21 protein-coding genes and 1 riboswitch are annotated in these 24,134 nt (G+C 49.6%); of the genes, 17 read left to right on the top strand and 4 right to left on the bottom strand.

The window, feature by feature from the left end:
- The first annotated feature begins 19 nt into the window (after nucleotides 1-19).
- Both mtnA and ACQY69_RS03970 read left to right on the top strand, forming a co-directional pair.
- On the top strand, nucleotides 20-1,126 hold the full coding sequence (gene mtnA / locus ACQY69_RS03975; RefSeq protein ID WP_428258816.1) for an S-methyl-5-thioribose-1-phosphate isomerase: 1,107 nt from the start codon (nucleotides 20-22) through the stop codon (nucleotides 1,124-1,126).
- Nucleotides 1,127-1,173: 47 nt separating this feature from the next.
- Complete coding sequence (locus ACQY69_RS03970; protein WP_428258814.1) at nucleotides 1,174-2,373, top strand: metallophosphoesterase; 1,200 nt, start codon at nucleotides 1,174-1,176, stop codon at nucleotides 2,371-2,373.
- 55 nt (nucleotides 2,374-2,428) lie between these two features.
- Here the strand turns inward: ACQY69_RS03970 and ACQY69_RS03965 are convergent, their stop codons facing one another.
- Entirely contained in the window at nucleotides 2,429-2,677 is a 249-nt protein-coding gene (locus ACQY69_RS03965; protein WP_428258812.1) for a YlmC/YmxH family sporulation protein, read from the bottom strand.
- A gap of 54 nt (nucleotides 2,678-2,731) precedes the next feature.
- Between ACQY69_RS03965 and ACQY69_RS03960 the strand changes: the two genes are divergently transcribed.
- From ACQY69_RS03960 to ACQY69_RS03930, 7 genes are all read left to right on the top strand, one after another.
- Entirely contained in the window at nucleotides 2,732-3,445 is a 714-nt protein-coding gene (locus ACQY69_RS03960; protein WP_428258810.1) for a ClpP family protease, read from the top strand.
- Nucleotides 3,446-3,538: 93 nt separating this feature from the next.
- On the top strand, nucleotides 3,539-4,714 hold the full coding sequence (locus ACQY69_RS03955; RefSeq protein ID WP_428258808.1) for a hypothetical protein: 1,176 nt from the start codon (nucleotides 3,539-3,541) through the stop codon (nucleotides 4,712-4,714).
- 20 nt (nucleotides 4,715-4,734) lie between these two features.
- Nucleotides 4,735-4,874, top strand: a riboswitch (FMN riboswitch).
- Between the two features lie 188 nt (nucleotides 4,875-5,062).
- Nucleotides 5,063-6,208 (top strand): bifunctional diaminohydroxyphosphoribosylaminopyrimidine deaminase/5-amino-6-(5-phosphoribosylamino)uracil reductase RibD, encoded by a 1,146-nt coding sequence (ribD, locus tag ACQY69_RS03950; protein WP_428258807.1) that lies wholly within the window; start codon nucleotides 5,063-5,065, stop codon nucleotides 6,206-6,208.
- On the top strand, nucleotides 6,193-6,861 hold the full coding sequence (gene ribE / locus ACQY69_RS03945; RefSeq protein ID WP_428258805.1) for a riboflavin synthase: 669 nt from the start codon (nucleotides 6,193-6,195) through the stop codon (nucleotides 6,859-6,861). The genes ribD and ribE overlap by 16 nt, the downstream gene beginning before the upstream one ends.
- Before the next feature lie 47 nt (nucleotides 6,862-6,908).
- Nucleotides 6,909-8,108 carry a bifunctional 3,4-dihydroxy-2-butanone-4-phosphate synthase/GTP cyclohydrolase II gene (locus ACQY69_RS03940; protein ID WP_428258803.1) on the top strand — a complete coding sequence of 400 codons (1,200 nt, stop codon included), beginning with the start codon at nucleotides 6,909-6,911 and terminating at the stop codon, nucleotides 8,106-8,108.
- An 89-nt stretch (nucleotides 8,109-8,197) separates the two neighbouring features.
- On the top strand, nucleotides 8,198-8,662 hold the full coding sequence (gene ribH / locus ACQY69_RS03935) for a 6,7-dimethyl-8-ribityllumazine synthase (protein ID WP_428258801.1): 465 nt from the start codon (nucleotides 8,198-8,200) through the stop codon (nucleotides 8,660-8,662).
- A 706-nt stretch (nucleotides 8,663-9,368) separates the two neighbouring features.
- Nucleotides 9,369-9,866, top strand: a complete 498-nt coding sequence (locus ACQY69_RS03930; protein WP_428258799.1) for a hypothetical protein — start codon at nucleotides 9,369-9,371, stop codon at nucleotides 9,864-9,866.
- Nucleotides 9,867-9,994: 128 nt separating this feature from the next.
- Here ACQY69_RS03930 and ACQY69_RS03925 read toward each other — a convergent pair whose 3' ends face one another.
- Complete coding sequence (locus tag ACQY69_RS03925; RefSeq protein WP_428258797.1) at nucleotides 9,995-10,918, bottom strand: AEC family transporter; 924 nt, start codon at nucleotides 10,916-10,918, stop codon at nucleotides 9,995-9,997.
- A gap of 409 nt (nucleotides 10,919-11,327) precedes the next feature.
- Here ACQY69_RS03925 and ACQY69_RS03920 point away from each other — a divergent pair, with 409 nt between their 5' ends.
- The 4 genes from ACQY69_RS03920 to ACQY69_RS03905 all read left to right on the top strand — a co-directional run bounded on the left by ACQY69_RS03920 (nucleotide 11,328) and on the right by ACQY69_RS03905 (nucleotide 17,039).
- Nucleotides 11,328-12,998: a Na/Pi cotransporter family protein gene (locus tag ACQY69_RS03920; protein WP_428258795.1), complete on the top strand. Its 1,671-nt coding sequence runs from the start codon at nucleotides 11,328-11,330 to the stop codon at nucleotides 12,996-12,998.
- Nucleotides 12,999-13,065: 67 nt separating this feature from the next.
- Nucleotides 13,066-13,749 carry a response regulator transcription factor gene (locus tag ACQY69_RS03915; RefSeq protein WP_428258793.1) on the top strand — a complete coding sequence of 228 codons (684 nt, stop codon included), beginning with the start codon at nucleotides 13,066-13,068 and terminating at the stop codon, nucleotides 13,747-13,749.
- Complete coding sequence (locus ACQY69_RS03910; protein WP_428258791.1) at nucleotides 13,746-14,711, top strand: sensor histidine kinase; 966 nt, start codon at nucleotides 13,746-13,748, stop codon at nucleotides 14,709-14,711. Before ACQY69_RS03915 ends, ACQY69_RS03910 begins: the two co-directional genes overlap by 4 nt.
- A 21-nt stretch (nucleotides 14,712-14,732) precedes the next feature.
- The gene (locus ACQY69_RS03905) at nucleotides 14,733-17,039 is read left to right on the top strand and encodes a cation:proton antiporter (RefSeq protein WP_428258789.1); all 2,307 of its coding nucleotides are present in this window, start codon (nucleotides 14,733-14,735) and stop codon (nucleotides 17,037-17,039) included.
- 60 nt (nucleotides 17,040-17,099) lie between these two features.
- Here ACQY69_RS03905 and ACQY69_RS03900 read toward each other — a convergent pair whose 3' ends face one another.
- The gene (locus ACQY69_RS03900) at nucleotides 17,100-18,086 is read right to left on the bottom strand and encodes a cation transporter (RefSeq protein WP_428258787.1); all 987 of its coding nucleotides are present in this window, start codon (nucleotides 18,084-18,086) and stop codon (nucleotides 17,100-17,102) included.
- Between the two features lie 229 nt (nucleotides 18,087-18,315).
- Here ACQY69_RS03900 and ACQY69_RS03895 point away from each other — a divergent pair, with 229 nt between their 5' ends.
- From ACQY69_RS03895 to eutH, 4 genes are all read left to right on the top strand, one after another.
- A complete protein-coding gene (locus tag ACQY69_RS03895) occupies nucleotides 18,316-19,539 on the top strand; it encodes a saccharopine dehydrogenase family protein (RefSeq protein ID WP_428258785.1) in 1,224 nt (407 codons plus the stop codon).
- Nucleotides 19,540-20,201: 662 nt separating this feature from the next.
- Nucleotides 20,202-21,425 (top strand): MFS transporter, encoded by a 1,224-nt coding sequence (locus ACQY69_RS03890; RefSeq protein ID WP_428258783.1) that lies wholly within the window; start codon nucleotides 20,202-20,204, stop codon nucleotides 21,423-21,425.
- Nucleotides 21,422-22,072, top strand: coding sequence for a hypothetical protein (locus tag ACQY69_RS03885; protein ID WP_428258781.1), 651 nt, complete (start codon nucleotides 21,422-21,424; stop codon nucleotides 22,070-22,072). Before ACQY69_RS03890 ends, ACQY69_RS03885 begins: the two co-directional genes overlap by 4 nt.
- Nucleotides 22,072-23,175, top strand: a complete 1,104-nt coding sequence (gene eutH / locus ACQY69_RS03880; RefSeq protein WP_428258779.1) for an ethanolamine utilization protein EutH — start codon at nucleotides 22,072-22,074, stop codon at nucleotides 23,173-23,175. Before ACQY69_RS03885 ends, eutH begins: the two co-directional genes overlap by 1 nt.
- Nucleotides 23,176-23,187: 12 nt before the next feature.
- Here eutH and ACQY69_RS03875 read toward each other — a convergent pair whose 3' ends face one another.
- Nucleotides 23,188-23,952, bottom strand: coding sequence for an RNA-binding protein (locus tag ACQY69_RS03875; protein WP_428258777.1), 765 nt, complete (start codon nucleotides 23,950-23,952; stop codon nucleotides 23,188-23,190).
- Between the last annotated feature and the right edge of the window lie 182 nt (nucleotides 23,953-24,134).

Below are 24,134 nucleotides of genomic sequence, written 5' to 3'. Positions count from 1 at the left end.
CAAATTCCAGGAGAGAGGAATGAAAAACACACGAGAAGTCATTCATACAGATAATGTTTGCATGCGGGAAGATGGAAAGGCCGTCGTGATAATCGATCAGAGCCTACTCCCAGGCAGGACTGAATATCTGGAACTGGAGACGCCGGAAGAGATGTATGACGCTATATATAAGCTCAGGGTGCGAGGCGCTCCTGCCATTGGGATATTCGCAGCTTACTGCATGGCAGTGCTGGCAGCGCGTGAGGGCGAGCAGGATGACAGAAAGGCGGATGAAAGCGATGGGGCAGGCGGATTTTTCGCTGCGATGAAAAGGTATGGAGCTTATCTGAAGTCATCCAGGCCAACGGCGGTCAACCTGACCTGGGCTGTGGACAGGACGATAAATGCGGCCAGGACAGCTGACACGGGTATTGAAAGAATGATCGCGGCGATAAAAGAAGAAGCGCTGAAAATACATAGTGAAGATATGTCAATGTGCCAGACCATTTCGGAGTACGGGCTTACGCTGATAAAAGAAGGCGATGGCATACTGACTCATTGTAATGCCGGGCCTTTGGCAACATCCAGGTATGGGACCGCATTGGGACCTATATTGCTGGGAACTGAGAGAGGCATGAGTTTCAAGGTATTTGCCGATGAGACGAGACCGCTGCTTCAGGGAGCCAGGCTTACCGCATATGAGTTACAGAAGGCTGGTGTAGACGTGACGTTGATATGCGATGATATGGCGGCAACAGTAATGAAAAACGGCTGGGTGCAGGCATGTTTCGTAGGCTGTGACCGAGTGGCAGCCAACGGCGATACGGCGAACAAGATAGGGACATTAGGCGTTGCTATATTAGCCAGATATTACGGGATCCCGTTTTATGTGCTGGGACCGACTTCAACTGTAGACCTGGGCTGCCCTTCCGGAAATGATATACCTATAGAGCTGAGAGCGCCGGAGGAGATAAAGGAAAAATTCTATAAGGAACCGATGGCGCCGGAGGGAGTCAGATGTTACAATCCGGCTTTTGACGTAACAGATAACAGTCTGATAACCGCCATAATAACGGAAAAAGGGATATGCAGACCCCCTTTCGATGAAAGCCTGAAGGTTGCTGTGGCGGAGGGACAAACAAAATGAGCAAGACCGGGGCATGATGAGGACAAGGAAGGAGCAGGGACAGAGGAATGTGGTATTTGATTTTACTGGCTATAGCTTATCTGGCGGTGAACTTCTTTTTATGGCACAGAGTTGTCAGGATGTTAAGGAATGTACACGGCTTTTTCGGGAAAAAATGGGTAGTCGTCATCTTTTCAGTCATATACTTTTTCCTGTTCAGCAGTGTTGCCAGCTGGACTCTGTTCGACGACCCTTCCTGGGTCGCGGCGCTCAAGTTTATAAATAATGTGTGGATAGGCGTATTCATCTACGCGATACTGTTTGTGGCGGCGGCTGAAGCAGTTACATTTGTCCTGTGGCTGGCGAAAAAGATGAGAAAGGACTATCCGGGTTATCGTAGATATATAGTGGCCAGAGGATCTATCGTCATTGCCCTGGTGCTATGTTTCAGCTTGTACGGCGTATTCCATTATCCTGATACGAAGGTGGAGAATTACAGTGTGACTATCGACAAACATACTGAAACGGCTGACTCGATGAGGATAGTGCTGGTGGCGGATACCCATCTGGGTTATTCGGTGGGAAATGACATGATGGAACGGATGGTGGAAGAAATAAACGATCAGGATCCTGATATGGTGGTATTCGCCGGCGATATCGTGGACAACGATTACTACGCGCTGGAAGACGCGGATAAGATAGCTGAGACCTTATCAGGTATAGAGTCGAGATACGGCGTATATGGCTGCTATGGCAACCACGATGTTGAAGAGCGGCTTATAGGAGGATTTACGGTCGCCGGTGGAAAAAACGCCAAAGTACAGCCGGAAGTGGATCAGTTCGTTGAAAAATCGGGGATAGAGCTGCTTGAAGATGAAACTGCTGTGGTCGCAGGGGACATCACCATCATTGGGCGGAAAGATGCGTCGAAGCCTAACAGGGCTGGCGCAGGCGGCCGGGAATCCATAGAGGAACTGATGGCAGGGGTGGACAAAGAGGGGCCTGTTATCTGTATCGATCATCAGCCGTCGGAGCTGGAGGAGAAGGCAAAGGCCGGCGTCGATCTGGATCTGGGAGGCCATACTCATGATGGCCAGATATTCCCGGGAAATCTGCTTATAGACCTCTTCTGGGAAAACGCCTGCGGGATGAAAAAAGTCGACGATATGTATTCCGTTGTCACCTCCGGGGTCGGCGTGTGGGGTCCGGCCATGAGAGTAGGTACTGACAGCGAGATCGTCGTAGTGGATGTGAGCTTCGGGCAGTGACAGAGAGATGGCTCATAGGAGGAGACGATGAAACAGCCCCGGCTGTCCGTATATATCATGAAGATGGCGAGGATCTGAATATGATCATATCATCTCCTATGATGACGATACTGCTCCATGGCAGTTCGCACATATCGCCAAGATTTTTCCTGAAAAAGCCGCCGCTTTCGAAGGTCGGCACCAGTACAGATCTTATCTTTCCCGTTTTTTTGTCGAAGATCATTTCAGCATCCCACAGCTGACCATGACTGCAGCCTGTCGAAAGGTCGACGATCTCCTTGTTTCCGATTTCACTTAGTCGCATAATATACTCCTTAAACACAGATAATATTAATGATATTAATTTGAAGAGGAGAATATGAAAGTGAGAGAAGAAAACCCGGAAAAAAAGACGGCGGAGCAGGAGAACAGCACCAGAGATCTGATAACAGAGCTGGGACTTCTCAGTACCGGGCCGGATTTCGAGAGCGATGTCCAGTATATCAATATAATCGGCAGTATCGAGGGACATAATGCGCTGCCTGCCGACAACAAGGCCACCAAGTATGAGCATCTGATACCGCAGCTGATCGCCGTAGAGGAAAATCCCAAGCTGAAAGGGCTGTTGGTAGTCCTCAATACAGTAGGAGGGGATGTAGAAGCGGGGCTCGCATTGTCGGAGATGATCGCTACTCTGTCAAAACCCACAGTCTCGCTGGTCCTGGGCGGAGGCCACAGTATAGGCATACCTTTGGCAACGGCTACTGATTATTCATTCATAGCCAAGACGGCTACAATGACCCTTCATCCCATAAGGACGACCGGGATCGTCATTACGTCGGAGACCACCTTTGATTACATGAGGAAGACTCAGGAGAGGGTGGTCGATTTTATCGTGGACCATTCCAGGGCGGAACGTGATGAGATAATCAGGCTGATGAACAGTAACGACAACATGTCAAACGATGTGGGAACAGTGCTGTTCGGAAGGGAAGCTGTGGAAACAGGGATAATCGATGAGGTAGGCGGCGTGTCGCAGGCCATAGGTGAGCTAAGAGGGCGTATAGAGATGCAGACGCGGCGTGATAAGTAAAATATTGCTTGACATTATTTTCCATATCGTGTAACATGAAATAAAAGGAATAATTTTCCAAGCTTTGAAGCGGCATTCGAAAGGACATGGTCTATGGAAAATATATCATTGCTTATTGTAACAGATGACAAAGAATATGGCAGGGCGCTAAGCAGAGCGATACTGTACCTTTGCAGCCGGGTGCTGATCCGATTGGCGGAAAAAGAAGAATTTTTCGAGAAGGTCAGAGAGGCAGGAGAGGTCGCTGTGCTGGATTCCGCCGACATGATATTGTGGGATGGACAGGAAGCGGAGCAGGTTTATGGAGGGAAGATCGTACTGCTGTCAGAGAAGCCTTCTATGGCGGTAAGGAATCCCGGAGAGAAAAAATTCTGCATTTACAAATACAGTCAGGCACAGGTCATAGTCGCGGCTCTGATGGAGATCTATGGATCCTTGGCGGAGAAAAGATCCGTAAATATATGCCGCCGACAGACAAGCCTGCTGGCATTCGCGTCCTGCAGCGGAGGCTGTGGATGTACTGTGCTGGCTATGGCGGCAGCTCAGGAATTGTGCCGCTTTGCAGGGAAGCGGGTATTGTACATTTCATTTGAGGAGGCGGAATCGACGGGGGATTTCATGATATGTCCACCGGGAATAAAGGGCGTGGGCATGTATCTCTATTATCTTTTCAAAAATGAGACAGCGACTCTCCGTTCCGGGAAAAGCAGTGAGAGACAGCTTCCGGATATGGACAGCTACATCGTAAAGGATGATTTTGGACTGGAAGCTTTCGCTCCTACGGGAGGAAGGAATCCGCTAAAGGAGCTTTCCGCCGGAGAGATGGAAGCGTTTATCGCATCGGTCATAGACAGTGGAGGATATGATGTGATAGTGATGGATCTGGGAACCGGCTTGTCGGATGGCGAGATAGCCTGTATAGACATGGCGGAGAAGATATGCTTCGTTTCGGGGCCGGATAGTGGCCGCGCCAGGGAAGAGCAGTACCTGCAGCATCTGATATGCCGCTGTGGTGAGGATGTGACGGAGAGGATGATAAAGACCGAAAACATGGTTACCGATAAGGCGGCTGATACAGGCAGTCAGGAAGAGCTGGGTGCGATGATGAAGGCGGTCGTGCGTATAGAAAGGAGCAGTTCGTTCCTGCAGCGTGGAGAAGTGAAGAGGATATTCCTGGATGGCAGATTTGGAGAAGGTATCAAGCTGTTAACGGAAAAGATGATGGGATATGAGCAAACACCTATTGACAAACGGACGAAAGAAGCATAATATAATTACAGCAACTTAATAAAGATCTTCAGGGCAGGGTGAAATTCCCGATCGGCGGTATAGTCCGCGAGTGCGTCAGCACAGGACTTGGCAGTTGTCCAAGTCAGGATTTGGTGAGATTCCAAAACCGACAGTATAGTCTGGATGGGAGAAGATCGAAAAGCGCATTCTATGCGCGTGTTTTCGCGATCACAAGCTCTGAAACTTTTTGTTTCAGAGCTTTTATGATTTGACGGCGTGACCGCCTTTTTGGTACAGGAAAGACGGTACTGTCTGTATGTATTGCCCTGAAGAAAATCTTCAGGGTTTTTTGATGTGAGATGATCATATTTTGGAGGAGAAAAGACGATGACAGATGAAAAATACATGCGGTTGGCGATAGAGCTGGCCCAAAAGGGCTGCGGATGGGTCTCTCCCAATCCTATGGTAGGAGCTGTCATAGTAAAGGACGGTCGTATCATCGGACAGGGATACCATAAGAGGTATGGGAGCCTTCATGCGGAGAGAGAGGCCCTCGGGGACTGCATGAAAAGGGCGGGAGCTGAAACGGGAGCAAGGCGCCCGGCTGAAGGAGCTGACATGTATGTGACGCTGGAACCGTGCTGCCATCACGGAAAACAACCGCCGTGTACGGAAGCGATAATAGAGGCAGGGATAAGAAAAGTCATCATAGGCTCTGCGGATCCCAACCCTCTGGTGGCCGGAAAAGGCGTGGCGATGCTGCGGGAGCACGGTATCGAGGTGACAGAAGGCTTTCTCAAAGATGAATGCGATTCATTCAACAGACCCTTTTTCTACTTCATAACTAACGGGACGCCTTATGTAGTGCTGAAATACGCCATGACGGCCGATGGAAAGATAGCCGCTCATACGGGAGCATCCAAATGGATAACAGGAGAAGCGGCCAGGGAAAATGTACATCGCGACAGGAACAGATATACGGCGATCATGACAGGAGTGGGAACGGTGCTTGCGGACGATCCGCTGCTGACCTGCAGGATACGGGGAGTCAGGGATCCGGTAAGGATAATATGTGATACCAGTCTGAGGATCCCTTCCGGATCTCAGATAGTGAAAACGGCCGGCGATGTGAGGACGATGATAGCGACATCAGAAGAAGCTGCCGCAGAGAGGGTTGCTGAGCGGCAGAGGCTGGAAGAAGCCGGATGCGAGATAATCACCGTACCGCTCAAAGATGGCCACACGGATCTGGGATGTCTGATGGAAAGGCTGGGGGAGATGAAGATAGACAGCGTGCTGCTGGAAGGCGGCGCGGCGCTTAACTGGTCGGCTCTGTCAGCCGGTATCGTAAACAGGGTACAGGCATATGTCGCTCCTAAGATACTGGGCGGAAAGGACGCCCCGTCACCTGTGGGCGGCAGGGGGTTCGACATGCCGTCGGAAGCCGTCATGCTCTCAGAGCCCGAGGTGACGGTGCTGGGAAAGGATATCTTACTGGAAAGCGAGGTGTTGGAAACGTGTTCACGGGAATAGTGGAAGAGACAGGCAGGATAAAAGAGATAAAGAGAGGAAGGGCTTCGGCAGTGTTGACCATAGAGGCCCGAAAGGTGTTGGAAGACGTAAAGCTGGGAGACAGCATTGCCGTTAACGGCGTATGCCTGACAGTGACGGACTTTACATCTTACGCATTCATGGCCGACGTGATGCATGAGACTCTGAACAGGTCATCGCTGGGAGCTTTGAAAAACGGCAGCGCTGTGAATCTGGAGCGGGCCATGAAGGCCGACGGGCGGTTCGGAGGACATATCGTGTCGGGCCACATAGACGGGACCGGCACCATAGCATCTGTAGAGAAAGACGACAACGCCGTATGGTATACGGTGAAGGCTCCCGGGGAGATAATGAAGTACATCGTGGAGAAAGGCTCCATAGCCATAGACGGCATCAGCCTTACGGTAGCCGGCGTAGCCGAAGACGCGTTCCGGGTTTCCATAATACCCCATACGTCGGATAACACGATTCTTTCCATAAAAAAGCCGGGAGATGTGGTGAACCTGGAAAATGATATCATCGGTAAATACGTGGAAAGGCTGATGAGCTTCGGTGAAAAAGTGGAGAACGGGACAGGGGCCACAAGGACTTCCGAAAGGATAACAGAAGCGTTCCTGGCGGAAAACGGATTTTGATGCGGAGGATAACAATCAATGGATAATCAACAGAAGGAGGTATATTTATGAATAGATTCAATACGATAGAGGAGGCACTGGAGGATCTTCGGGCGGGAAAGATCATCCTGGTCACCGACGACGAGGACAGGGAAAACGAAGGCGATATGATATGCGCGGCCCAGTTCGCCACGACGGAAAACGTGAACCTGATGGCCAGCGTGGCCAAGGGGCTCATCTGCATGCCTATGAGCGAGGAATTCTGCCGGAAGCTGCAAATACCGCAGATGGTCAGCGAGAACACCGACAACCACGAGACAGCCTTCACTGTTTCCATCGACCACGTGGACACCACTACCGGCATATCGGCTGAGGAGCGGGGATTCACTGCCAGAGCCTGCGTCGACGATGATGCGAAGCCTCAGGATTTCAGAAGGCCGGGGCATATGTTCCCACTAAAGGCCAAGAAAAACGGTGTGCTGGAGAGAAATGGACATACGGAAGCTACCGTGGATCTGCTTAGGCTGGCAGGCCTCAAGGAGTGCGGTCTCTGCTGCGAGATCATGAAGGATGACGGTACCATGATGAGAAAGAGCGAGCTGTTTCAGCTGGCGGAGCAGTACGGGATGAAGTTCATCACTATCAAGATGCTCCAGGATTATCGCAAGAAGCACGAGAAGCTGGTGGAAAGGGAAGCTGTCGTCAAGATGCCTACCAAATACGGCAACTTCATGGCCTACGGCTATGTCAACAAACTCAACGGGGAGCACCACGTTGCCCTGGTGAAGGGTGAGATCGGAGATGGCAAAAGTCTGCTGTGCAGAGTCCACTCCGAATGCCTGACAGGTGACGCATTCGGATCGTTGCGGTGCGACTGCGGTCAGCAGCTGGCCGCGGCCATGATGCAGGTAGAAAAGGAAGGGCGCGGCATAGTGCTCTACATGAGACAGGAAGGCCGGGGCATCGGGCTCATCAATAAGCTGAAAGCCTATGAGCTGCAGGACAGAGGTATGGATACGCTGGACGCCAACCTGGCTCTGGGATTTCCGGGAGACATGCGGGAATATTTCATCGGGGCTCAGATACTGCGGGATCTGGGAGCCAGAGAGCTGCGGCTTCTGACAAACAACCCTGACAAGGTCTATCAGCTGGCCGATTACGGCATGGAGATAATCGAACGGGTGCCTATACAGATGGAGGCCACCGAGAACGACTTGTTCTATCTGAAGACGAAGCAGAAGAGGATGGGGCATATACTGGATTACTGATACTGGATCACTGGTACTGGATACTGATGTTGGATACTGATAAAGTTAAGCTGACGCCCGGCTCTGACGGGTGAGCAAGGAGGAAGGAAATGAAAGTATACGAAGGAAAACTGGTTTCAAAGAAGATAAAGGTGGGCATCGTCGCCGCCAGATTCAACGAGTTTATCACGTCGAAGCTGCTGTCAGGAGCGCTGGACACGCTGAAGCGGCACGATGTAAGCGAGGATGACATAGACATCGCATGGGTGCCGGGAGCGTTCGAGATACCGCTGGCCGCTTCCAAGATGGCCAAGTGCGGCAGGTACGATGCCGTCATCTGCCTGGGAGCTGTAATAAGAGGAAGCACGACTCACTATGATTACGTTTGCAATGAAGTGTCCAAAGGCATCGCTCACGTTTCCCTCGATACGGGCGTTCCTGTAATGTTCGGCGTGCTGACGACGGAGAACATCGAGCAGGCCATCGAGCGGGCAGGAACGAAGGCCGGCAACAAAGGCTCCGACTGCGCCGAGGGCGCCATCGAGATGGTGAACCTGCTGAGGGAGATGGAGTAGCAGCAGACCGGCAGTAAATCAAACAAGCGCTGCAAGCGTCATGCAGGCGTCGCATCGACTTTTCATCGTTGGTGCGGCGTTTTTTTTGTATTCCTGCGAATGAGGGCTGTAGTGTTCTCGCTTTTTTGTGGCGGCGGCGCGGCAACGGCAGCGGGGAGGAGGAAGATTATCCTGGACAGCTCTAAAATGTAGTGTTCACGATATTGTAAGCAGTTTTTGACTTTCTTTTTCAGGTCGATTATCGCCAGATATGTTCTCGGCGCTGTTCAGGATAGTTTTTCTTGCTGTATGGGGTGAAAACTATCCTGGGAGCGTGCTGCGCGACATTTCGCGATAATCTGCCCGGTAAATCTGTTGAAAATCATTTTAAAATATCGTGGAAGGGTGTTGGAATAGAGCTTCGCGATATTCCGGGATTTTGAGGCTTGATGTCGTGACTTCGTTCGTCATGGAAACGTCGGGCTGTTGCGTGAAAAGTATTTTGCGACATAAGGCTTCAGTATCGGCAGATAGATAACAGAACTTTACAGTAGATATCGGCAATATAAACTATCACCTGAAAGTCTTCTCCAGGTGCCAGGCGGTGATGGCGTCTTCTGTCAATTGGAGGGATTCATCTGCGAGCAGGCAGACTGCGTGAGGCTCTTGCTCCATATAGCGGGCATATTTCTGCCTGTGTTCTGTAGGGGTGCAGTGCCAGAATTGTTTGAAGAACATCAACTTCAAGTACGGAGGAGTGGGAATAGAATTCTCTACGCCGCTGTACAGGGCGGGACTGCTGTCGAGGGAAGAGGAGACATACAAAGGACATACGTTCATACCGTTCGATGTGATAGTGTCCCATCTGCCGCCTGCGCCTAAGTATCACGATGAGATAAAGGAGATACTGGACGAGGGACTGGTGAGAGACGAAGGAGCCTTCGTAGTTGAGGCCACGGGAACGAAGGACGGCAAGAAGGTGATGGTAGAGACGTATCTGTATGCGCCGGGCTGCGTGGAGAGCTTTGAGAAGGCAGGGCTTACAGGAGAGCAGTACCTGACGGGGCAGTGCGGTTCGCTGTTCACCAAGATGTTCGTAAACGATGATTACGACCAGACGGGACTTTTATCATCTGATATGCTGACATACGAGGAATGCGACAAGTACATCGACTACGCTGCCAAGCTTGACATCAAGCTGGAGACGGAAGTGAAACCGCTTTAAGTGGAGGATGTTTTTGCGCGGGGGAGGCTTGCCTGTATAGCCTTGCCCCGCTCACTGTTCGATAAAATCGATAAAACCATATAAAAGATCCGGCATATCGTCTGCCGGATTTTTTAAACGGCTTCCTGTCACAGCAATATGGTGGCGTAGACAGGTATCGTCACGAGGCTTATAATGGTGGAAAGGCTTACAAGATTTGATGCGTATTGAGCTTCCAAACCGTAATATTCCGCCATGATAGCTGTCTGAGCATGGCATGGAAGAGCTGCCATCATGATGAAGACATCGAGGGGTAGCCCGTTAACGCCAAAGAGAGTAAAGGCTCCCCAGATAATGAGAGGATGTATGATGAATTTCCCTGCCATTATCATGATCATGTCGACAGTGATCCTGGGGAAACCTCCGGAAAAGGAGGAGGCCAGGTTGGAGCCGATGACCAGCAGGGAGAGCGGTACGCAGATATCGCTCAGATATGTCAGCGAGGTTTCCAATATCATAGGCAGGTGGAAACCGGTGCCTGCCAGCGTACAGCCGATGAGAACGCCGATGAGACCGGGGCTGAGGATGTTTTTCACGGAAAAGGAGCTGCCGGCATTGTCTGAGGCGCGGGACAGAGTATAGGCTCCCAGACTCCAGAAAGTCACGATGGAGACCAGATAAAAGGTGAAGAGATAAGGCAGCCCCTCACTTCCGAAGACGATGGAGATTATAGGCAGCCCTATGAACATCGTATTATTCAATGTAAAGGTGGTCTCAAAGACCGCCTTCTTTTTTCGTGGCAGCTTCATCAATCCGGCCAGAAGCTTGCCGATAAAATGCATCAGCAGTACGCTTCCGGCGATGACCAGCAGGTTCATGAGTGAGGCCTGCAGCAGCTGCGGGGTAAAGTGATTCTCGATGCTGACGATGGCAAGGGCCGGGGCCGCTATCTGGACTACAGCGATAGAAAAGACTTTATTGGTGCTTTCCGGCCATTTTTTTCTCCAGGTGAAATAGGCTCCTACGGCCATTATCATGAATATTACCAGGACGCTCATTATACCATTCAGCATTTTACACCTCCTTTGTAATGATACCATACAAATGAAGAAAAAGGCGGATAGCTGGTTGTTTTTGGGTATTATTGAGATATAATTAACATAAAATTAACACTTTGGATGATGAAATGCGCGGCATGCTGAGGGAAAACAGGCGCAGATTCACTAAATGCAAGGGAAATGGGAAAATGATGAGCCTATGTGCCTTAACATAAACTTAATATTCGTTTAACATTTGATGGCTTTTTGTTTACATTGAGTAAATATAGTATATATAAAGTGAGATGTTGTCTGGCAAAAAAGTCATCATAAGAGCAAATCGTCGTCGCGGCTGAAACAGCAGACAGCGGATATAGAGGGAGCAATGACGGAAGGAAAGATGGCAGACGGAAGATGAAGCAATGGACGAAAAGGAGAGAGGAAGATGAATGTCGAAGCAGTACAGATGATCATGACGTTGGTAGGAGGACTGGCTCTGTTCATATTCGGGATGAATTTCATGAGCGATGGCCTGCAGAAAGCGGCGGGTGACAAGATGAGGACCATATTGGCCATGCTTACCAGAAACCCGGTTTTAGGAGTCCTTGCCGGAGCTCTGGTAACGGCTGTGTTGCAGAGCAGCAGCGCGACTACGGTAATGGTCATAGGCTTTGTCAGCGCCAAGCTGATGAAACTCCCGCAGGCGATCAGCATAGTGTTGGGGGCCAACATCGGGACGACGATCACGGCTCAGTTGATCGCGTTCAGTATAGGAGATTATGCATGGGCTTTCGTAGCCGTAGGATTCATCATGTATTTTTTCTTCAAGAAGAGAGAGTTTGTCTCGTATCTGGGACAGACTGTATTTGGATTCGGAGTCCTCTTCGTGGGGATAAATATCATGGGAGATACCATGGAACCGCTGGCGGGATCTCAAGTTTTCCTGGAGTTGATGATGCAGGTCCAGGATATCCCTGTGCTGGGAGTAGCTCTCGGGATGTGTATGACTGTGATCGTGCAGAGCAGTTCGGCGACTATCGCTGTGCTTCAGAATCTGGCGTCGACGGCAGGGCCTGACGGCATATCCAGCATCATAGGGCTGCAAGGAGCGCTGCCGATACTGTTTGGAGACAATATCGGGACGACGATCACGGCGGTGCTGGCATCCATAGGAGGTTCTATCGCGGCCAAGAGGACAGCGGCCGCTCACGTGATCTTCAATCTTACGGGAACACTGCTGTTTATCTGGTTCATTCCTTATTACGCCGAATTCATACAGTTCATATCTCCTAAAGGACCGGAGGTGGAGGTGATCTCCAGACAGATAGCTAACGCTCATCTCTGCTTTAATCTCTTCAATACCATCTGGTTCATCCCTATCATACCGATCCTGGTGAAGGTAGTGACGAAGATCGTTCCGGGAAAAGAAGTGGACAGACTTCCGTCGGAACCTGCATATCTGGATTATAACGTGCTGGAGCAGCCGTTCGTAGCTATACATCTGGCGACGAAGGAGCTGGCAAGGCTGGGGAGGATGGCTCTCGGAATGATAGTTTCGGCGCAGAAAGCTTTCATAGGGAACGACAGCGTCGCAGTCAGGGAAGTCATGGCGACAGAGGAGACGGTGGACGAGCTCCACGGCAAGATCCTCAATTACCTTTCCGCCATGGTGGCCAATGATACCAATACGGGAGAGCAGGGCACCGCGATATCGGGTCTGATGCATGTGGCGGCGGATATCGAGCACATCGGTGATCACTGTAAGAATATAGCCGAGTTTGCCGATTCAAAGATAAAGAAATCATATGAATTTTCCGAGGAAGCATATGCTGAAATATACAGCTGTTTCAATCTGGCAAAGAAGATGACAGGGGACAGTATAGACGCGCTGGAAAACGGTGATCCGGAAAAGGCCGGGGGCGTCAGGGAGATGGAGACGGAAATGAATATCATGGAGGGAGAGCTTCGTCAGCGTCACATGGTACGTCTCACCCAGAAAAAGTGTTCACCGGAATTTACAGTGATTTACACAGATGTCATACATGATATAGAGAAAATAGGCGATTACTGCGATAATATAGCCAATGTCATCATAGAAAATCATAGCGTTGAGTAATTTACAGAATTGTGTTAAAATAAGATATGTAAAGGGGCCTTTAATGACATCCAGGAGAAGATCAGATATGAAAAAAATACTTATTATAGAGGATGAGCCCAACATAAGAGAGCTCATACTTTATAATTTAAAGACCAACGGATATGACGGCATCGCTGCGGAAGACGGGGTCATGGGGATAACCATGGTCCAGCGTGAAAGGCCGGATCTCATATTGCTTGACATAATGCTTCCCGGAAAGACTGGGTACGAGATATGCAAGGAGCTGAGGGAAGAAGGCGACAATACGCCAATTATCATGATAACAGCCAAGACTGATGAGCTGGACAAGGTGACGGGACTGGAGTACGGCGCTGATGATTACATATCGAAACCATTTGGCATACGTGAGCTGATGGCGAGGATAAAGGCAGTGCTTCGGAGATATGAAGTCACATCAAGCAGCGGACATGATACTATCATATCGGTAGGAGACCTTTCTATGAATGTGGAATGCCACGAAGTCAAGGTGGGAGACAGGATCGTAGACCTTACCCTCAGAGAATTCGAGCTGCTCAAGTATTTGGTAGAGAATCGGGGACATGTCTTCACGAGAGATCAGCTTTTGAATAATGTCTGGGGTATAGATTACGCCGGAGAGACGAGGACGGTGGATGTACATATAAGACATCTGAGACAGAAGCTTTCCGACGGAGATAACGAGGAAAAGTATATCGAGACCATAAGAGGAAAGGGCTATAAAGTCAGATGAGAAACAGATGTATCGCGCTGATAGCGGAGGCTGTGGTCCTGAATCTGCTGGCCATATATCTCATCTGGAGATTCTATGTTTACCCGCGGGTCGGCGTCGTCCAGGGAGAGGGGTTCTGGGAACGGTCGGAAAGCGGAGTGCTGCTGATGGCGGTGGCGTTTGTCGCAGTGATAGCTGCCATCAGCATACAGGGATATTTCCTGATAATAAAGCCCTACTCCGAGAAATTATCTGAGATGGAAAAAGCCATAGAGGAGAGCAGGAAGGCAGAGGCCATAAGAAAGGAATTCGTAGCTAATGTGAGCCATGAGCTGAAGACCCCCCTCACCTCTATTTCCGGTTTCATAGAAACTCTTCAGGAGGGAGCTGCCGAGGATCCTGAAATAAGGACCAAGTTCATAGATATCATAGCCATTGAGACATCCAGGCTCAAACGTCTCATAAACGACCTGCTGGTCCTCTCTGATATAGAAAACAAGCGCTCTTTCGGATGCGGGAAGTTCAACGTCAAAAAAGCTGTGGAAAGCACGATACAGGCTCTCAAGCCTATAGCCGACAGCAAGGAGATAACCGTGCTGGCACAGCTGGACGCAGAGATGGTCATAAGCGGGTCTGAGGACAGATTTTGTCAGATGATGATGAATCTCATAGAAAACGCCATAAAATATTCGGATGAAGGAAAACGCATCTGGGTAAAGGCGTATGTCGATGGAGAGCGTAAGGTCATCAGTGTGAAGGACGAGGGGATAGGTATCGCTCCGGAGCATCATGAAAGACTCTTCGAACGGTTCTACCGTGTGGATAAGTCGAGATCGAAGAAGGCGGGCGGCACGGGATTAGGTCTATCTATAGTCAAACATATAGCTGTTCTGCTGGGCGCTGTTCTCAGGGTGGAGAGTTGTGTCGGAAAAGGTTCTGAATTTTTTGTTATTTTTGAAAAGGAGGAAGAGGATATTGCGTAGATAGTAGAAAGGAGAAGATATTTGCATCTTGATTATTTGATTTCCGATTTGGCATTGATCACAATAGCGGCAGGTGTTGTCACTCTTATTTTTAAAAAGCTGAAGCTTCCTATAGTGCTGGGATATATCGTGGCAGGCTTTCTCATAAGCCCGAACTTCACATATCTGCCCACAGTGGTGGAGTCTGCGGATATACATGTCTGGGCCAATATAGGCGTCGTATTCCTGATGTTCGGACTTGGCCTGGAATTCAGCTTCAAAAAGCTGGCAACGGTGGGAGGCAGCGCGTTTATCGTCGCTCTTACTGTCATGGGCGCCATGGTATTGATAGGTACAGGCGTGGGAAGCCTTCTGGGCTGGGGAAAGATGGACTGCATCTTCCTGGGCTGCATGCTTTCCATGTCGTCGACCATGATAATCCTGAAGGCATATGAGGAAGACGGCCTGAAGGAGAAGAAATTCGCTCAGCTTATCTTAAGCACACTGATAATAGAAGATATCGTAGGTATTTTCATGATGATTATACTTTCCACCATCTCGGTGAGTCAGAACGTATCAGGTGGAGCCATGTTCGGTGAGATAGGCATGATGCTGATGTATCTGGTCATATGGCTTCTTCTGGGTATTTATCTGATACCGACTCTTCTCAAAAAAGCATCGAAGCTGATGAACGAGGAGATGATGGTGATAGTATCGGTGGCTATCTGTCTGGGTATGGTAGTGATAGCTAATTTCATAGGATTTTCCGAGGCGCTGGGGGCGTTCATGGCAGGTTCTATTCTGGCGGGAACGGTGCGGGCCGGATATATAGAGCGGCTCATCAAGCCGATAAAGGATCTGTTTGGAGCCATATTCTTCGTCTCGGTAGGGATGATGATAGAGCCGGAGCTGCTGGCGGAATACGTCGTTCCGATACTGATAATCACGATGGTGACCATACTTGGACAGATGACCTTCGCTACCATTGGGATACTCCTTTCCGGCCAATCTCTCAATACAGCTATCAGAGGCGGGTTGAGCATGGTGCAGATCGGAGAATTCTCTTTTATCATAGCGACTTTGGGAACGAGTCTGGGAGTCATCAGCGACTTCCTGTATCCGGTGGTCGTGTGTGTGTCGGTCATCACTACCTTTACGACGCCTGTGTTCATCAAGAACTCGGAAAAGGTATATAAGTTCGTGGACGATAAGATGCCTGATGGGTTGTGGGTGTTCATAAAGCGGAATACGTCGGAGAGCAGGAGCAACAAGGACAGAGATGAGGACTGGTTCGATTATATGAAGCGGGTTCTGTTCCGGACAGTGCTGTGTTCCATAGTATTGTACATAATCTACTGGCTTGGGACAAATCAATTGTGGGAGATAGCGTCCAGATACATATCGTCGGAGATCCTGTGCGATATCGCCACAGCCGTTGTCATATGCGCTGTCATGGTGCCGTTCATCAATATGATGCATGGCAAGAACGATGTGCTGTTCTCAAAGCTGTGGCTTAAACAGCGCTCCAACAGGCTGCCTCTTCTTACTCTGAGGGCGGCCAGGATACTCATAGCGGGAGGTTTCGTGGCGCTGGTGCTGAGAAAGATTTTCAGCGTGCCGTTCGTGATAGTGTTCCTGATAGCGCTGGTGTATGTGGTAATGGTACTGAGATCCGAGTACATAAGAGGCATGACCATAAATATGGAAATGCATTTCATGAGCAATTTTTCTGAGAGGACCCTGGCCAGGCAGAAAAAGGAGAGAGGACAGAAGGGCGACTATCACTGGCTCAATGAGGAGTTGTTCGTCGCGGAATTCCAGGTGACCAGCGCCGTGGAAAACAAGACCATACTCGACTTCACTAATCACAGGTCTTTCAGAGTCACCATAATAAAGATAATCAGAGATGATACTTATATAAATCTTCCTACGGCTGACGAGCCGGTACTGGAGGGAGACATACTCCATATGCTCGGGACTCAGGCTGAGATAGACGCCTGTACCATGCTGTTGGAGGAGGATGAGTGGATAGAATACACTGACAGAGACGATATGATACTCAAGGATTACATATATGGCCAGACATTCTATGGCATTGAGCCGGAGAAGCAGCTGATATGTTGTCCTATCAAGATCGACGGGAAATCGGAATTCAGCAGGAAGTCCATAAAGAATTCCAGGATGCGGCAGAAGTACCGGGGCACGATAATAGGCATCGAACGCGGCGATCTGACCATCATAAAGCCTAATGTGGAGACCATAATACAGCCCGGAGACCTGATATGGGTCCTGGGAGGGAAATATATGGCAGACTCTCTTGTAAAAGGGCATGTGCTGGATGAGCAGTAATAAGGGTAATGAAAAAAGTGGAGGCATTGGCCATCCACTTTTTTCATGTTCATATCGTCATCAGCCCGGAAGCTTGTCGGGTTCGATTTCAGGAATCAGCTCGACGAATACATCCTGATATTCAGGTTTCAGTCTGGCGACGATCTCATCGTGAGCCAGCTTCAGAGAGCTGATACTGAGCATATCGTCTTTCTGTGTGATATACACGTCTACCCATATCTTTCTTCCCGTCTTGACTACGTCGAGAAAATCGATGTACAGATCGTAGCCTTTGAGGATATCTTCCGCTTTTGAGCGTATCTGTTCCATGACATCCTTACCAGGTGCGGCGAGGATGAGGCTCTTGATTGCGTCCCATATCATCGTGATCGGCTCCCTTGCCAGTATCAGCGCCATGAATATGGCTATGGCTGGGTCTATATAAGGGACCACGAAGGACAGCGGCGTAAACTGAAGGATCAGCTGTATAAGGAACGCCAGACCCACGCCTCCCGTGCTGTAGGCATCCAGTTTCCATATATACAGCTCAGCGTTGACCGTAGGTGAGGAAAAGTGTCTGTTCATATTCCTCAATACCAGATACATCGCAACGCAGGATACGGAAACAAAAAGCTCAAATGCTGCCACCGCTCCGGCGTTTACTATGTGTCCTCCGTCAAGTATGAGAGCTACGCTGTCTGTCAGAAGCTGTATGTCAAGGAAAAGCAGGAGTCCGCATTTTATTATGATAAAAAGCGACTCTATCTGTGCAAAACCATATGGCCATCGTTCCGTGACAGGTTTATACAATTTTGGGACCAGTATCATGAAAGGTCCTAACATTGCCAGATCCACCAGATCATACACACAGTCCATCAATACCGCCTGTGAGTGGGTGAAGAAAGCTGCAAGACATTCCGATAAAAGGAACAGCGTGCTGCCTACAAAAGAAATTCTCAGAATTTTGTTCTCCGATTTAAGTTGTCGTTGTTTTAGATCAAGATTTTGTGACGTTAAACTGTCATCCACAATTTCACTCCTTTCATTAATATTATACACCTGAATCATAGCATGATTTTGCTGTATTGAAGTAACTAATTTGTCTGATACTGAAGTGTGGTTTGAAGGAAAAACAGATGGGATGAGTGCGGCGATGGAGAAGAAAGCGCAGATGATACTATTGTATTATTGAAAAAAATCTGAATAATGATAAAATTAAGTAAACTAACAAAGCGGAGGCCTGATAAGACGATCATATTTTAAGAATCAAAAAGGATAAAAAGGAGATGTTTTGACAATGGGAAAGAAAATACTGGTACTTGGAACGGGAGCGCAGGGTTCGACAGTAGCGCAGAGGATGGACGAAGAGCCTAACGTGGATGAGATAATCTGTGCCGACGCAGACCACAAGGCAGTAGACGAGCTGGTGAAGATACTGAAGAAGGCAAAGGGTACATACGTTGATGCCGACGATGTGGACAGCATCATCAAGGCAGCTGAAGGAGTCGACCTGATAGTCAATGCCCTGCCTATCAGATTCGCGCCTAAGGTGCTGGACGCAGCCCTCGCCGTGAAGGCCAACTATCAGGATTTTGCGGCTACCGACGTGCTGGATCCGTGGTGGCCAAAGTGCGTCGAGATAATGTATAACGACTATGGCAAGAAGTTTGCCGAGATAGGAAAGCTGGCCATCATAGGCACCGGTTCGGCACCGGGAATGATGTGCGTGGCAACAAAGAGCAGCATGAGATATCTGGATACGTGCGACGATATCCTGATGATGGTATACGAGGGAGTGGAGGCCAGGAGGTTCCTGCCGTTCTGGTGGTCGCCGTTCACGGCACTTTCCGACATGACGGACCCGACCTTCGCGTTGAAGGACGGAGTGCTTGTTGAGACAGAGCCTCACTCGCTGCCGGTGAAGAGGCACTTCAAGGGCTGCGAGAGGGAAGTGACCCTGGTGGAGCACGCCCACGACGAGACGGTGTACATGGGACTGAACAAGGATACCCATTTCAAGGGAGCCAAGAACATCAACTTCAAGTACGGAGGAGTGGGAATAGAATTCTCTACGCCGCTGTACAGGGCGGGACTGCTGTCGAGGGAGGAGGAGACATACAAAGGACATACGTTCATACCGTTCGATGTGATAGTGTCCCATCTGCCGCCTGCGCCTAAGTATCACGATGAGATAAAGGAGATACTGGACGAGGGACTGGTGAGAGACGAAGGAGCCTTCGTGGTGGAGGCCACGGGAACGAAGGACGGCAAGAAGGTGATGGTAGAGACGTATCTGTATGCGCCGGGCTGCGTGGAGAGCTTCGAGAAGGCAGGGCTTACAGGAGAGCAGTATCTGACGGGGCAGTGCGGTTCGCTGTTCACCAAGATGTTCGTAAACGACGATTACGACCAGACGGGACTTTTGTCATCTGACATGCTGACATACGAGGAATGCGACAAGTACATCGACTACGCCGCCAAGCTTGACATCAAGCTGGAGACGGAAGTGAAGCCGCTTTAATTAAAATTTATATATTATGGGATAAACCCGAAAGGAAAAAGCTGTCGCTTGTGCGGCGGCTTTTTCGTTGAGAAGGTTTTCATTGAGAAAAATTCTATATCAGTTGAGGCCTTGCTCATGTTTTTGCCGGATTTCCCTTACTTCATCGTAATCCGGCACACTTGACACGGTTTGTTGCCGTATTTTTTGATGAGGTGCAGAATTCGGCAAGCATGACACGACTGTTTGCCGGATTTTTAAATACAGCTTGAAATCCGGCAGGCTCCTTGCCGGATTCTTTGTATAGGACGATAATCTGGCATCGATTTAGCAAAATGTTCCAGCGAGGAAAAATGTAGGTGCTGCAAATACGATTTTTTCCGGTTTTGCTTGCCGGATTTTTTGATTATATCGAAGATCCGGCACGAACCTGTGTCAGGGCTGCCGGGAAACCTTCTTTTTTAACAAAACCGGCAAGTCCGGCTGTATCCCGTCATCCGGCAAGTCTGAAGTCTGGCTGTACCCTGTGGTAAGGCTGGCGCGACGCCAGGAAGGTGTGGAGGTATTGCTGTACTGCTGTATTGCTGCCGATGGCCTTGTCTGCCGTTGTGGGGCAACGTGATTTTTTTTGCATTTACGCTGCGATTCAGGTGTGATATATTTAATATCGGAGGCAATCAAAAATGAGTAGGAAGACATTGCTGAATATCGACTACGCGCTGATCCAGGGGACTTACTGGATGTTCTACGCTGTAGCCGGGATGTTCGTATCGGTATACATGCTTGGCAAGGGATATTCCAATACTTCTATTGGTCTGGTCATCGCAGTGGGAAATGTGGTAGCGGTGTTTGTCCAGGCTGTACTGGCAAATATAACTGACAAAGCGCAGCGGCTGACCGATATTACAGTTATAAAGGTTTTGATCGCAGTGCTGTTTGCGCTGACCGTGGCTGTTCTGCTGATAGGAGACAAGTCATTGCTGCTCACTATCGCATATACGGCGCTGATAGTAGTGCATACGGCTCTCCATCCTTTTGTCAATTCTCTGAGTTTTACCCTGGAAGAAAGCGGCGAACATGTCAGCTTCGGCATAGGGCGGAGCATGGGATCGCTCAGCGCCGCACTTTTGGGATTGGCCATGGGATATCTGGTGACAGGATTCGGAGTAGATGTAATACCTTTTTCCGGACTTATAATACTGGTGTTGATGGAAGCCATCATCATAGTGGCAGGGAGACATCATGCCAGATTCAGACAGGGAGGCCGGGAGATCCCCGGACATGAGACGGGCGACGGAGAAGAAGCTGTGAGCCTGACGGAGTTCGTTTCAGGGAACATGGTGTTCATGGTCATGAGCGTTGGCGTTGTCGCGTTGTTCTTTGGCAATGTGATAGTTGAGAATTTTACGATACAGATAATAGAGAGCATAGGAGGAGATACAGAGCAGCTGGGAGTGATGATATTCGTCATGGCTATACTGGAAATGCCGGCAATGCTGTTCTTTGACAGGATAAAAAAGCGTTTTTCCTACATATTCCTCATGAGGGTAGCGGCTATTTTCTTCACGGTGAAGATAACGCTGATGTATCTGGCCGGTTCTATGGGGGTCATGTATGCGGCCCAGGCATGTCAGGTGCTGGGATACGGGTTGATGTTCCCGGCGATGGTCAGCTTCATTGATGACATCATGTCCAGGGGGGAAGCCGTAAGAGGACAGGCTGTTTTTACTACGGCTATAACGGTAGGAAATGTGCTGGGGTGTATCTTTGGCGGACGGATACTGGATCTTTCCACGGTAGGGACTCTGCTGCTGATCAGCGCGATGATAACGGCGGCGGGAACGATCCTCATATGCTGTACCGTCAGCAGGGTAAAGAGAAAAAATATCGAAAGGGATGCTGTATGAACGGAAAAAAGGAACTGAGATACTTTAAAATAGGAAATTCGTACGGAGGAAACCAGCGGTGGATGATAGATCCGTGGATGCACATAGGTGGATGCGCGGCTCTTACGACATGCGATGCATTCATATACCTGAGCTTATATAAAGGATTGCAGGGCCTCTGTCCTTATGCTCCTGAAAAGATGGGGAAGAAAGAATATAAGAAATTCGCCATGTCCATGAAGCCTTACCTTCAGCCCCGGGAATCGGGGATAAAAGATCTGGGGACATACATGGACGGAGTCAGAGCATATCTGGAGGATGTCGAGGAAGACCGGGTGACAGTGACGGGTCTTGACGGCACGGCGATTTATGGAAACGCGGAAGCGGCTGTAAGAGAGACCATAGACAGAGAAATGCCGGTGGCATATTTGATGCTGAAGCACCGTGATAAGAAATTCGACTTTTTTGAGTGGCATTGGTTCCTGGTCATAGGGTACGATGAGAGCGACGGAGGCTTCATGATAAAGGTGGCCACTTATGGAAAGGCTCATTGGCTTTCACTGAAGGAGCTGTGGGACACCGGCTTCGATGAAAAAGGCGGGCTGGTGTTGTTTGAGGCCGATCAGACAGAAAAAGAGGAGCGCGATAAAACAGGAGATCTACGGTAATGAACGTTTTTACGGCGATAATGCTGGTATTTGCTACAGTCGGTATGCTGGACAAGGTGGCGGGAGGCCGGTTCAGGCTGTCCGAATCCTTCGATAAGGGACTGCTTACCATGGGGACCATGTGTATCCCTATGGTTGGAATGTCGTGCGCTGGAGTGGCTCTCATACAGAATAACACAGAAACGATCATGAAGGTCATGGATACGCTTCCTTTTGATCCGTCTATCGTAGCCGGAGTGCTGCTGGCTCCCGATATGGGAGGATATTTCATCGCAGAACAGCTTTCCGGAAGCAAAGAGCTGTTCGTTTTCAATGGCATCGTGTTGGGAGCGCTGCTGGGACAGATGGTGACGTTCCAGTTGCCGATATTCCTGTCATCTATAAGAAAAGAGGACAGCAGTTTTGTGCTGAACGGGTTCGTAGCAGGTCTCATCGTGATACCTGTGGGCTTGGTGGCGGCAGCGGCGCTTCTGGGAGTGGGATCAGGTGAATTTGTCGCCGAGTTCATTCCGCTCCTTTTGATATGTCTGCTGATGGCCGCAGGATTGATGAAGATGCCGGAGAAAACAGTAAAGGGGTTTGAGATATTTGCCAGAGGGATACAGATAATCACGCTGATACTGTTTTTTATCACGGTCATGGGAGTTTTTGTCCCGTCGGCCGCTTATGCTGATTTCAGCTCCGTCGAGGAAATAGTTATCGTCGTTTTCAAATCGGCGGTGATAATAAGCGGTTCACTGGTGTTGTCGGAGCTGATATTGAGATTTTTCGGAAAGTGGATAGCCGTTATAGCCAGGAAGCTGAGAGTCAATGAGATTTCCGTGATAGGTATCCTGCTGGGATGCGCCACATCTCTGGCGGTACTTCCGCTGATATCCAAGATGGATGACAAAGGAAAGCTGATGAATGGTGCTTTCAGTGTCAGTGGCGCGTATTTCATGGGCGGACAGATGGGGTTCGTTTCCAGTGTTGCCGACGGATATACGGTGGCAGTGATGGTGATAGCCAAGGTTATATGCGGTGGACTGGGAGTGCTGCTGGCGTATAAGCTCTATGGAAGATTCAGTGGCAGAGGTGAGCTCTCCGAGGCGGCAGAGATATAGTGACGGCAGCCGCTACAGATACCTTTCCACGACGATGTATGTCCTGTCTTTTCTGGTCTGACCTCCTACTTCTTTCAGATATGCCTTGCCTTTTCCTCTGAGGACCAATTTGTCACCTTCTTCCACTTTCATATCCGGCTTTTCCGCCTGGAGGCTATTTATGAAGACAAGTCCTGTGCGTATGGCATCGGCTGCCTTTGAGCGGGACATTTTAAAGGCCGATGATATGACATTGTCCAGACGCAGAGAAGCGACGGTATCCTTTATCATCGCGGTCTTAGTTTCAGGTATGCGGAGCTCCGAAAGGGGAAGGGCCGAGAGGCATAGTTCGGTACGGCCTGCTTTCTGGTAGTTCAGCATGAGGAAGTCCTCTATATCGTCCATGATTATGATATCGGCGCCATCGTCCCGTACCAGGATATCGCCTATCATTTCCCGCTTGAGACCCAGACCGGTGAGGGAGCCCAGGTAATCCCGGTGAGTCAGCTTCCTGCCGGATGGCGGCGCTTCGGCCCGTATGACGGAAAGAGGAAGCTGGGATACGTCGGCATAGTCCGGCAGGAAAGCGGCTATGGTCCGCTCGGCATCATCGTATCCTCCGTAGAAGGTGCATTTCACGTCGCTGCCTTTTGCCAGTTGGCGGCAGTGCCTGTCCACCAGAGAACGCTGACGCAGATCCAGAAAAGTCGTGTGCGTGACGCGGTACTGGTTCAGACACTGATTGAACTTATCTTCCGCTCCGGCCAGGAGCATTTTGTCTTCTTTCGTTATTTCCATTTTTTCCTCCCTTGTTTCTCTCATTAATTATAGTAGCGCAGAGCCGGAGGCGCAACAGTGACAGCATAAAATATCTGTGATCCACGGTGGCGGAAGCAGCAGAGATAAAGCTGATACCCGGTTACTTTATCATGGTAAGGCAGGTCCCGGTATGTTATGATAATACCGATATCTGGATGAAA

The organism is Gallibacter sp. Marseille-QA0791, from assembly GCF_965119705.1.
Taxonomy (GTDB): Bacteria; Bacillota; Clostridia; order Peptostreptococcales; family Anaerovoracaceae; genus Lentihominibacter; species Lentihominibacter excrementipullorum.
Note: the sequence above shows the minus strand (reverse complement) of the source record. Positions and strands in the feature narration are given on the sequence as shown.

Excerpts from the sequence above, each read along its gene's own strand:
- ACQY69_RS03955 (WP_428258808.1), top strand. The coding sequence starts at position 3,539 with ATGGAAAATATATCATTGCTTATTGTAACAGATGACAAAGAATATGGC.
- ACQY69_RS03875 (WP_428258777.1), bottom strand. The coding sequence starts at position 23,952 with ATGGAAATAACGAAAGAAGACAAAATGCTCCTGGCCGGAGCGGAAGAT.
- ACQY69_RS03900 (WP_428258787.1), bottom strand. The coding sequence starts at position 18,086 with ATGATTCAGGTGTATAATATTAATGAAAGGAGTGAAATTGTGGATGAC.
- ACQY69_RS03925 (WP_428258797.1), bottom strand. The coding sequence starts at position 10,918 with ATGCTGAATGGTATAATGAGCGTCCTGGTAATATTCATGATAATGGCC.
- ACQY69_RS03920 (WP_428258795.1), top strand. The coding sequence starts at position 11,328 with ATGAATGTCGAAGCAGTACAGATGATCATGACGTTGGTAGGAGGACTG.
- ACQY69_RS03895 (WP_428258785.1), top strand. The coding sequence starts at position 18,316 with ATGGGAAAGAAAATACTGGTACTTGGAACGGGAGCGCAGGGTTCGACA.
- ACQY69_RS03910 (WP_428258791.1), top strand. The coding sequence starts at position 13,746 with ATGAGAAACAGATGTATCGCGCTGATAGCGGAGGCTGTGGTCCTGAAT.
- mtnA (WP_428258816.1), top strand. The coding sequence starts at position 20 with ATGAAAAACACACGAGAAGTCATTCATACAGATAATGTTTGCATGCGG.
- ACQY69_RS03890 (WP_428258783.1), top strand. The coding sequence starts at position 20,202 with ATGAGTAGGAAGACATTGCTGAATATCGACTACGCGCTGATCCAGGGG.
- ACQY69_RS03965 (WP_428258812.1), bottom strand. The coding sequence starts at position 2,677 with ATGCGACTAAGTGAAATCGGAAACAAGGAGATCGTCGACCTTTCGACA.
- ACQY69_RS03885 (WP_428258781.1), top strand. The coding sequence starts at position 21,422 with ATGAACGGAAAAAAGGAACTGAGATACTTTAAAATAGGAAATTCGTAC.
- ribH (WP_428258801.1), top strand. The coding sequence starts at position 8,198 with ATGAAAGTATACGAAGGAAAACTGGTTTCAAAGAAGATAAAGGTGGGC.
- ACQY69_RS03940 (WP_428258803.1), top strand. The coding sequence starts at position 6,909 with ATGAATAGATTCAATACGATAGAGGAGGCACTGGAGGATCTTCGGGCG.
- ACQY69_RS03915 (WP_428258793.1), top strand. The coding sequence starts at position 13,066 with ATGAAAAAAATACTTATTATAGAGGATGAGCCCAACATAAGAGAGCTC.
- eutH (WP_428258779.1), top strand. The coding sequence starts at position 22,072 with ATGAACGTTTTTACGGCGATAATGCTGGTATTTGCTACAGTCGGTATG.
- ribD (WP_428258807.1), top strand. The coding sequence starts at position 5,063 with ATGACAGATGAAAAATACATGCGGTTGGCGATAGAGCTGGCCCAAAAG.
- ACQY69_RS03970 (WP_428258814.1), top strand. The coding sequence starts at position 1,174 with ATGTGGTATTTGATTTTACTGGCTATAGCTTATCTGGCGGTGAACTTC.
- ACQY69_RS03960 (WP_428258810.1), top strand. The coding sequence starts at position 2,732 with ATGAAAGTGAGAGAAGAAAACCCGGAAAAAAAGACGGCGGAGCAGGAG.